Genomic DNA, 5654 nt, shown 5'->3' on the forward strand with positions numbered 1-5654 from the left:
TTGTGGCGTGTTGTTTGAGAACTCAACAGGGTGTTTGGATGGTCAGCGTGCGGGCTGGCTGGGTCTGCTGGGCTTGGTGTCTGGTGGGTTTGGTTGGTTTGTTTTTGACTGTCTTTTCCTTAGGGGCTTGCTGGTTTGTTGGACTGGTGGGTCTCGATTGAAATCGGTCAGGACGGCTTCGACACGTACTGTTGCCGGTGCTGTTGGATGCTTTGGTGTCTGGTGGTGTCTGGTTTTAGGTTTTTGTTGGAGAGTTTGATCCTGGCTCAGGACGAACGCTGGCGGCGTGCTTCACACATGCAAGTCGAACGGAAAGGCCCTTTCGGGGGTACTCGAGTGGCGAACGGGTGAGTAACACGTGGGTAACCTGCCCCGGGCTCTGGGATAACCGTTGGAAACGACGGCTAATACCGGATATGACCGCTTCCCGCATGGGATGGTGGTGGAAAGCTTTTGTGGCTCGGGTGGGGCTCGCGGCCTATCAGCTGGTTGGTGGGGTGATGGCCTACCAAGGCGGTGACGGGTAGCCGGCCTGAGAGGGCGGTCGGTCACATTGGGACTGAGATACGGCCCAGACTCCTACGGGAGGCAGCAGTGGGGAATTTTGCACAATGGGCGGAAGCCTGATGCAGCGACGCCGCGTGAGGGATGACGGCTTTCGGGTTGTAAACCTCTTTTACTCTTGGCGAAGGCCGGTGTTTTCACTGGTTGACGGTAGGGGGTGAATAAGCGCCGGCTAACTACGTGCCAGCAGCCGCGGTAAGACGTAGGGCGCGAGCGTTGTCCGGATTTATTGGGCGTAAAGGGCTCGTAGGCGGCTCGTCGCGTCTGCCGTGCAAGGTCCCGGCTTAACCGGGGATTTGCGGTGGATACGGGCGGGCTTGAGGCAATTAGGGGAGACTGGAATTCTACGTGTAGCGGTGAAATGCGCAGATATGTGGAGGAACACCGGTGGCGAAGGCGGGTCTCTGGGATTGTACTGACGCTGAGGAGCGAAAGCGTGGGGAGCGAACAGGATTAGATACCCTGGTAGTCCATGCTGTAAACGGTGGGCGCTAGGTGTGGGGCTCTTTTTGGGTTCTGTGCCGTAGCTAACGCATTAAGCGCCCCGCCTGGGGAGTACGGCCGCAAGGCTAAAACTCAAAGGAATTGACGGGGGCCCGCACAAGCGGCGGAGCATGCGGATTAATTCGATGCAACGCGAAGAACCTTACCTGGGTTTGACATCACCCGGAAAGCCTCAGAGATGGGGCCCTCTTCGGACTGGGTGACAGGTGGTGCATGGCTGTCGTCAGCTCGTGTCGTGAGATGTTGGGTTAAGTCCCGCAACGAGCGCAACCCTTACCCCATGTTGCCAGCAGCGTCTTTCGGGGCGGCTGGGGACTCGTGGGGGACTGCCGGGGTTAACTCGGAGGAAGGTGGGGATGAGGTCAAGTCATCATGCCCCTTATGTCCAGGGCTTCACGCATGCTACATTGGCCGGTACAGCGGGTTGCGATACCGTGAGGTGGAGCGAATCTCTGTAAAGCCGGTCTTGGTTCGGATTCGAGTCTGCAACTCGGCTCGATGAAGGTGGAGTCGCTAGTAATCGCAGATCAGCAACGCTGCGGTGAATGCGTTCCCGGGCCTTGTACACACCGCCCGTCACGTCATGAAAGTTGGCAACACCCGAAGCCTGCGGCCCAACCCGGTTTTGCTGGGAGGGAGTGGTCGAAGGTGGGGCTGGCGATTAGGACGAAGTCGTAACAAGGTAGCCGTACCGGAAGGTGCGGCTGGATCACCTCCTTTCTAAGGAGTCCTGGTCGAGCGTGTTGCTCGACCCACCATCCATCGATGCTGGTTCGGAAGCCTGGGGTTTTCGGTGCTGGTGTCGGTCCTGGCCTTTTTGGGGTTGGGGTGCTTGCAGGCTGTTTGGTCTGGGCGTGGGTGTGTTTGGACTGATTGTTTTGTATAGGTGTGTCGATACGCGCGTTTTCCATCCTTGAGGCTCGTTGAGTCCTTGCGTTTTGCGTGGGGGTTGGCGGGTCTCGCACCCTGTTGGGGTTCTGAGGCAATACGTCTCGGAGCCTGGTCATGTTGGCGCTGCTGCTGTTGTGGTGGTGTTGGTGTGGCTGGTGTGTTGTTTGAGATTTGTATAGTGTGCGTGAGTGTCTTTGTATCTACCTTGACTGACAGGGCTGCATGCATGGGCTGCTGCTGATGGTGGCTGGTTTGGTTTTCGAGCTTGGCTGGTTGTTGTCGTGGTGGTTGGTGTGTGTGGTTTGTGGTGTTGGTTAAGTTGTGTAGGGCGCATGGTGGATGCCTTGGTGCCGGATGACCGATGAAGGACGTGTGAGGCCGCGATAGGCCTGGGGGAGTTGTCAACTGTGCTGTGATCCCAGGGTTTCCGAATGGGGTAACCTGGCCGGCGTGATGGTCGGTCGCTGCTGTCTGAATGTATAGGGCAGTGAGTGGTGTGGCGGGGAAGTGAAACATCTTAGTACCTGCTGTGGAGAAAACAAGAGTGATTCCGTTAGTAGTGGCGAGCGAACGCGGAGGAGGCTAAACCGGGTCCGTGTGATAGCCGGCAGGCGTTGCGGGTTCGGGGTTGTGGGGCATTGTCGTTGTCTGCTGCCGCAGGCGGGTGCTTGCGTTGTTGTCTAGTCGAATGGCCTGGGATGGTCGACCGGAGTGGGTGAGAGTCCCGTAGGTGAAGGATGATGGCGTGGTGCTGATGGTGTTCCCGAGTAGTGCGGGATTCGTGGAGTCTCGTGTGAATCTGCCAGGACCGTCTGGTAAGCCTAAAGAGGTCCGGTGACCGATAGTGGAGAGTACCGTGAGGGAATGGTGAAAAGTACCCCGGGAGGGGAGTGAAAGAGTGCCTGAAACCATGTGCCTGTAATCCGTCAGAGCCCGGCTCTCGGCTTCGTGCTGGGGGTGGGCGGGTGATGGCGTGCCTTTTGAAGAATGAGCCTGCGAGTTATGGTATGCAGCGAGGTTAACCTGTGTTGGGGAGCCGGAGCGAAAGCGAGTCTGAATAGGGCGTTGAGTTGTGTGTTATAGACCCGAAGCGGAGTGATCTACCCATGTCCAGGGTGAAGCGGCTGTAAGAGGTCGTGGAGGCCCGAACCCACCTAGGTTGCAAACTGGGGGGATGAGGTGTGGGTAGGGGTGAAAGGCCAATCAAACTCCGTGATAGCTGGTTCTCCCCGAAATGCATTTAGGTGCAGCGTCGTGTGGTGCACGAGTGTGGTAGGGCGCTGGTTGGGTGATGGGCCGTGTCGGTTACTGAGCTCAGCTAAACTTCGAATGCGCTTGTGTTGAGTGCGGCAGTGAGACCGCGGGTGAGAAGATCCGTGGTCGAGAGGGAAACAGCCCGGATTACCGGCTAAGGCCCCTAAGGGTGTGCTGAGTGGAAAAGGATGTGGGGTCGCGTTGACAGCCAGGAGGTTGGCTTAGAAGCAGCCATCCTTGAAAGAGTGCGTAATAGCTCACTGGTCGAGTGGTTTCGCGCCGATAATGTAGCGGGGCTGAAGTACACCGCCGAAGCCGTAGCAGAGGGCGCTAGATTCGTCTGGTGTCCGCTGGGTAGGGGAGCGTCGTGTTCGAGGTGAAGCCGGGGCGTGAGCGTCGGTGGATTGGACGCGAGTGAGAATGCAGGCATGAGTAGCGTAGAGACCTGTGAGAATCAGGTCCGCCGATTGACTAAGGGTTCCAGAGGACGGTTGTTCCGCTCTGGGTTAGTCGGGGCCTAAGGCGAGGCCGAGAGGCGTAGTCGATGGAGAACCGGTTGATATTCCGGTACCCGAGGGCCGCGTATGAGCGATAGCGGTTGTGCTAACCGGCTGGGAGTCGGCATGTGGGTGGCTTCGGTCATTCGTGTGTGGGCGACTGGTTGGGGTCCCTTCCGTGTGTAGCGTAGTGATGGGGTGACGCAGTGGGGTAGTCGTACCGTCTGGTGGATCAGGCGGGGTAAGGTGGTAGCCCGTTTCTCTAGGTAAATCCGGAGGGACTGCCCGTAAGGGCGAGGGTGAGCGCTGAAGCATAGGCCGTTTGGCTGAATTCGGTGATCCCGTGCTGTCGAGAAAAGCCTCTAGCGAGTGGTTCTCGGCCCGTACCCTAAACCGACACTGGTGGTCAGGTAGAGTATACTGAGGCGTTCGAGTGATGTGTGGTTAAGGAATTCGGCAAATTGCCTCCGTAACTTCGGGAGAAGGAGGGCCGGTTGCCGTGGAGCGAAGCGCTCGGGAGCGGTGGCCGGTTGCAGAGGCCAGGGAGAAGCGACTGTTTACTAAAAACACAGGTCCATGCGAAGCCGTGAGGTGAGGTATATGGACTGACGCCTGCCCGGTGCTGGAACGTTAAGAGGATCCATTAGCCCTTCGGGGTGTCGTGGTGAATTGAAGCGCCAGTAAACGGCGGTGGTAACTATAACCATCCTAAGGTAGCGAAATTCCTTGTCGGGTAAGTTCCGACCTGCACGAATGGCGTAACGACTTCTCCGCTGTCTCAACCACATGCTCGGCGAAATTGCAGTACGAGTAAAGATGCTCGTTTCGCGCGGCAGGACGGAAAGACCCCGGGACCTTTACTATAGCTTGGTATTGGCATATTGTCTGGTTTGTGTAGGATAGGCGGGAGCCTGGGAAGCTCACACGCTAGTGTGGGTGGAGGTGTTGGTGAAATACCGCTCTGGCTGGATAGTGTGTCTCACCCGCAGCCCTGATCGGGTTGGGGGACAGTGCCTGGTGGGTAGTTTAACTGGGGCGGTTGCCTCCTAAATGGTAACGGAGGCGCCCAATGGTGCCCTCGGGCCGGTTGGAAACCGGCCGGTGAGTGTAAGCGTAGAAGGGTGCTTGACTGTGAGACTGACGGGTCGAGCAGGTGCGAAAGCAGGGGCTAGTGATCCGGCACCGACGTACGGATGTGGTGTCGCTCAACGGATAAAAGGTACCCCGGGGATAACAGGCTGATCTTCCCCAAGAGTCCATATCGACGGGATGGTTTGGCACCTCGATGTCGGCTCGTCGCATCCTGGGGCTGGAGTTGGTCCCAAGGGTTGGGCTGTTCGCCCATTAAAGCGGCACGCGAGCTGGGTTTAGAACGTCGTGAGACAGTTCGGTCCCTATCCGCCGCGCGCGCAGGAGATTTGATGAAGGGCTGTCCCTAGTACGAGAGGACCGGGATGGACGAACCGCTGGTGTGCCAGTTGTCCCGCCAGGGGCATGGCTGGTTGGCTACGTTCGGGAGCGATAACCGCTGAAAGCATCTAAGCGGGAAGCGTGCTTCGAGATGAGATCTCCGTCAGCCATAAGGTTGGTGAGGCGCCCGGGAGATGACCGGGTTGATAGGCCGGACATGGAAGTGCAGTAATGCATGGAGTGGACCGGTACTAACCGCCGAGAACTTAACCAACAAAACCCCCTAGCGGGGGCCGCAAATTTCCCTGCCGGTCGGTAGATCGGGGCATTCACGCGCACTATGCGATTCTGAGGCAACACACCGCAGGAGGCAGGCTCCAGCGGGATCGTGTTGGTCTCCAGGGTTTGTTTGGTGGTGAGAGCGGAAGTGACACACCCGGTCCCATTCCGAACCCGGTCGTTACGGCTTCCAGCGCCGATGGTACTGCACTCGCGAGGGTGTGGGAGAGCAGGACACCGCCAAACATATACATG

At 58.1% G+C, this 5654-nt stretch carries 3 rRNA genes; all 3 read left to right on the forward strand.

Annotated features, from left to right (window positions below):
• The first annotated feature begins 243 nt into the window (after positions 1 to 243).
• The 3 genes from ACYVL2_RS19870 to rrf all read left to right on the forward strand — a co-directional run bounded on the left by ACYVL2_RS19870 (position 244) and on the right by rrf (position 5645).
• Positions 244 to 1788 (forward strand): 16S ribosomal RNA (locus tag ACYVL2_RS19870).
• A 483-nt stretch (positions 1789 to 2271) separates the two neighbouring features.
• Positions 2272 to 5394 (forward strand): 23S ribosomal RNA (locus ACYVL2_RS19875).
• 134 nt (positions 5395 to 5528) lie between these two features.
• Positions 5529 to 5645 (forward strand): 5S ribosomal RNA (gene rrf, locus ACYVL2_RS19880).
• The 16S, 23S and 5S rRNA genes sit together here, the layout of an rRNA operon.
• Positions 5646 to 5654 lie beyond the last annotated feature (9 nt).

It is taken from the genome of Glycomyces halotolerans, assembly GCF_054779575.1.